Annotated in this window: 3 protein-coding genes and 1 pseudogene; 3 read left to right on the top strand and 1 reads right to left on the bottom strand. The window is 65.0% G+C overall.

The features are described from left to right. Positions 1-38 precede the first annotated feature (38 nt). Complete coding sequence (locus tag ACK543_RS07965) at positions 39-995, bottom strand: PhoH family protein (RefSeq protein WP_409942311.1); 957 nt, start codon at positions 993-995, stop codon at positions 39-41. Positions 996-1,042: 47 nt separating this feature from the next. Here ACK543_RS07965 and ruvA point away from each other — a divergent pair, with 47 nt between their 5' ends. The 3 genes and pseudogenes from ruvA to ACK543_RS07950 form a co-directional block, all read left to right on the top strand. Continuing rightward, positions 1,043-1,621, top strand: coding sequence for a Holliday junction branch migration protein RuvA (ruvA, locus tag ACK543_RS07960; RefSeq protein WP_409942310.1), 579 nt, complete (start codon positions 1,043-1,045; stop codon positions 1,619-1,621). Between the two features lie 95 nt (positions 1,622-1,716). Then, positions 1,717-3,666 carry a trypsin-like peptidase domain-containing protein gene (locus ACK543_RS07955; RefSeq protein WP_409942309.1) on the top strand — a complete coding sequence of 650 codons (1,950 nt, stop codon included), beginning with the start codon at positions 1,717-1,719 and terminating at the stop codon, positions 3,664-3,666. A 21-nt stretch (positions 3,667-3,687) separates the two neighbouring features. Next, positions 3,688-3,884, top strand: a pseudogene (locus tag ACK543_RS07950) (Holliday junction branch migration DNA helicase RuvB); the annotation flags it as partial.

The raw sequence follows: 3,884 nt of genomic DNA, 5'->3' as shown, positions 1-3,884 counted from the left end.
GCAAGTAGCTATGAATTCAGGAGCATATTCCCCGGGGCTCAGTCACGCGCACGGGCTGCCGCCGCACGGCGCGGCGCGTCGTACGCATCCACGATGCGGGCCACCAGCGGGTGGCGCACCACGTCGGCGCTGGTAAAGCGTGTGATGGAAATCCCCTTGACGCGCTTGAGCACACGCTCGGCGTCGATGAGGCCGCTCAGGGCGCCTTTGGGCAGGTCGATCTGGCTCACGTCGCCCGTGACCACGGCCCGCGATCCAAAGCCGATGCGGGTCAGAAACATCTTCATCTGCTCGGGCGTGGTGTTTTGGGCTTCGTCCAGGATCACAAAGGCATTGTTGAGCGTGCGGCCCCGCATGAAGGCCAGCGGCGCAATCTCGATGGCGTTGCGCTCAAACGCCTTTTGCACCTTGTCGTGGCCCATCAGCTCATACAGCGCGTCGTACAGGGGGCGCAGGTACGGGTCCACCTTCTGCGCCAGATCACCGGGCAGAAAGCCCAGCCGCTCGCCCGCCTCCACGGCCGGGCGGGTCAGCACGATGCGCTGCACGCTGCTGCGCTCCAGCGCATCGACGGCGCTGGCCACGGCCAGGTACGTCTTGCCCGTGCCGGCCGGGCCGATGCCAAAGGTGATGTCGTGCGTGGCGATGTTCTGCAGGTACAGGTTTTGGGTGGCCGTGCGGCCGCGCAGGTCGGCCCGCCGGGTGTTGAGGATGATGGCGTCCTCGGGCGCGTCCAGCAGTTCGCTGTCACCGGCCAGCATGAGCTGGATGGTGGGTTCACCAATGGGGCGCTCGGCGATCTCGTACAGGGCCTGCAGCAGTTCCATGGCCTGCGTGGCCTTGGCTTTGGGGCCGTCCACCTTGAACTGCTCGTGCCGGTGTGCAATGCTCACCGACAGGGCCCCCTCGATGGTGCGCAGGTGGGCATCGGCAGGCCCGCACAGGTGGCTCAGGCGCGTGTTGTTGTGGGGGGTGAAGGTGTGGCGCAGGATCACGCGGATAATTCCCGTTGGATCGCCGCAGTGCGCGGCAAAGGACATCAATGATAGGCAAGTTGACCGGCACCCTGCTGGAGAAGAACCCCCCCGAGGTGCTGCTGGACTGCCACGGCGTCGGCTACGAGGTCTATGTGCCCATGAGCACGTTCTACAACCTCCCGGCCCTGGGCGAGCGCGTCAGCCTGCTCACCCAGTTCATCGTCCGCGAGGACGCGCAGTTGCTGTATGGGTTTGCCACCGCCGCCGAGCGGCAGGCGTTTCGCGAGCTGATCAAGATCTCGGGTGTGGGGCCGCGCACGGCCTTGTCGGTGCTCTCGGGCCTGGGCGTTGCCGACTTGGCCCAGGCGGTCACCCTGCAAGAGGCCGGCCGCCTGGTCAAGGTGCCCGGCATCGGCAAAAAGACGGCTGAGCGATTGCTGCTGGAACTCAAGGGCAAGCTGGGGGCCGATGTGGGGGCCGCAGGCGGTGGCGCTGCGCGCAGCGATGCACAGGCCGATATCTTGCAAGCGTTGCTGGCTTTGGGTTACAACGACAAGGAGGCGTCCGCGGCGCTCAAGGCATTACCGTCGGATGTGGGGGTAAGTGATGGCATCAAGCTGGCGCTCAAGGCGCTGGCGCGCTGATAATCAGTACCCTGGTCACCACGGGCCGCAGCGTGCTGCGGTGCTCGGCAGCCGTTTCGACAGTCGGGTTTTCACTAGCAAGCAAAGGACTTCACATGAAGCGAGTTTTCACCGGCCGCTGGGCCGCCGGTTTTACGGTAGCGGCAGCCGCGCTGTTGTCCGCGTGCGGGGGCGGTTCTGCCGGCGGCGATGGGGCCGCGTCGCTCAGCAGTGCACCGATCACGTCGGTGTCATCGCGGGAGCAGCCCGCCAGCGCGGTGCAGGATGTGCCGGTGATCAAGTCCCGCAGCGCGGCCAGCGCCCCGAAGGCCACGGTCGTCGAGCTGGGCACACTCGACCGCTCCAAGACGGTGGATATTGCGCCGACCGTGGGGCCGCGGCTGGTGGGCGTCGGCCGCGATGTGGCAGCCACCAAAGACACGTCGGCCACCAGCGCACAGTGGCAGTGGAAGGACTCTGCCGCGGGCGGCAAGGTCGCAGCCATCAGTTTTGCGGCCAAGGGTGCCTATGGCGTGCGCCTGGGCGTGCTGGTCGAGCAACTGCCTGGCAGCGCGCTGCTGCGCGTGTACACGCAGGCGGCGGCAGCCAAGCCGTATCAAGTCGCGGGGCACGAGGTCCTGCAGATCATCGAGCGCAACCAGGCCGCTGGTGACCGCAGCGACGCCGCCCGCACCTGGTGGACGCCCGACACGGGTGAGGGCGAAGCCACCCTGGAGGTCGAACTGCCGCCCGGCGTGCCGGTGAACGCGTTGCGCATCTCGGTGCCCAAGCTCACGCACATCTTTGAGAACCTGTTGTTGCCCACTGAAGCCGACTTGGCGGCTGCCGGGCGGCTTGGCTCCAAAGCCATTGGCGACGCAGATAGCTGCAACCTGGATGCAAGCTGCTACAACGATGGCGCCAGCGAGCGCAATGCGGTGGCACGCATGGTCTTCGTCAAGGGTGCAGGCGCTTACCTGTGCACGGGTACCCTGGTCAATGACGGGAATTCTTCCGGAACGCCGTATTTTCTGAGCGCCAACCACTGCATTTCCGAGCAAACCGTCGCCTCGACGCTGCAGACGGACTGGTTCTTCCGTTCGTCCACCTGCAACAGCGGGGCGCTGCAGGGTTCCTCCACCAAAAAGGTCGGTGGGGCGCGCCTGCTCTATGCCAGTGCGGATACGGACATGTCTCTCTTTCAGCTCAACGACACGCCACCGGCAGGTGCCGTGTTTGCGGGCTGGGACGCTTCCAGCATTGCCAATGGCTCATCCATGATCGGGTTGCACCATCCGACTGGCGACCTGCTCAAGCTCAGCGTAGGTTCGGTGGCGGGGCAATCGAGCTGCTCGAGCATCTCGACAACCCAGTTCACCTGTTCGGGAACGACCGGCAACTTCTACCGCGTCACCTGGAGCCAGGGAACGACCGAGGGCGGCAGCAGTGGTTCTGCGATCTTCATCGGCGGTAAGGTCATCGGCACGCTGTATGGTGGGGCGGCCGTTTGCAGCAACCGGTCCTCGTCCGACTACTATGGCCGCTTCGACGTGGCGTACAACGCGGCGCTCAAGACCTGGCTTGCAGGCAGTGGCCCCGCGCCACAACCCATACCGTCGTCACGCACCCCCATCTACCGTTTCTTCAACGTGCAGTCGGGCGCGCATTTCTACACCTCCAGCGTGGCCGAGCGAGACCTGGTCATCCGGACCATGCCGCAGTTCCAGTATGAGAACGTCGCCTTTTACGCCTACGCGCAGCCTGCGACCGGGTTGAGCAGCGTGTTCCGCTTCTTCAATACCTCCAACGGCGCACATTTCTACACGATCAACCAGACTGAAAGCGACCTGGTGCGCGCCAATTACCCGGTGTTCAAATACGAAGGTCCCATCTGGTACGCCCTGCAGGCGGCCGCCACAGGCAGCACCCCGATCTACCGTTTCTACAGACCGGCGACCGGCGCCCACTTCTACACCATCAGCGCTCAGGAACGCGATTACATCGTCGCCAACAACAAAGAGTTCCGCTACGAAGGTGTCGGATACCACGCCTGGACGAGCCAGTAAGGCCGTGCGCGCGCCGACCGTATGACCATCCAGACCGACGACTTCGCCCCAGCCTCTGCAAAGCGCGTTATTTCTTCCGTGCCTGCTTCACCGCAGGAGGAAGCGATCGAGCGGGCCCTGCGCCCCAAGCTGCTGCAGGAGTACGTGGGCCAGTCGAAGGCGCGTGAGCAACTGGAGATCTTCATCGGCGCGGCCCGCAAGCGTGGCGAGGCGCTGGA

It is taken from the genome of Acidovorax sp., from assembly GCF_046341535.1.
Taxonomy (GTDB): Bacteria; Pseudomonadota; Gammaproteobacteria; order Burkholderiales; family Burkholderiaceae_C; genus Acidovorax.
The sequence above is the reverse complement of the archived record's forward strand: the minus strand, read 5'-3'. Positions and strand labels throughout refer to the sequence as shown.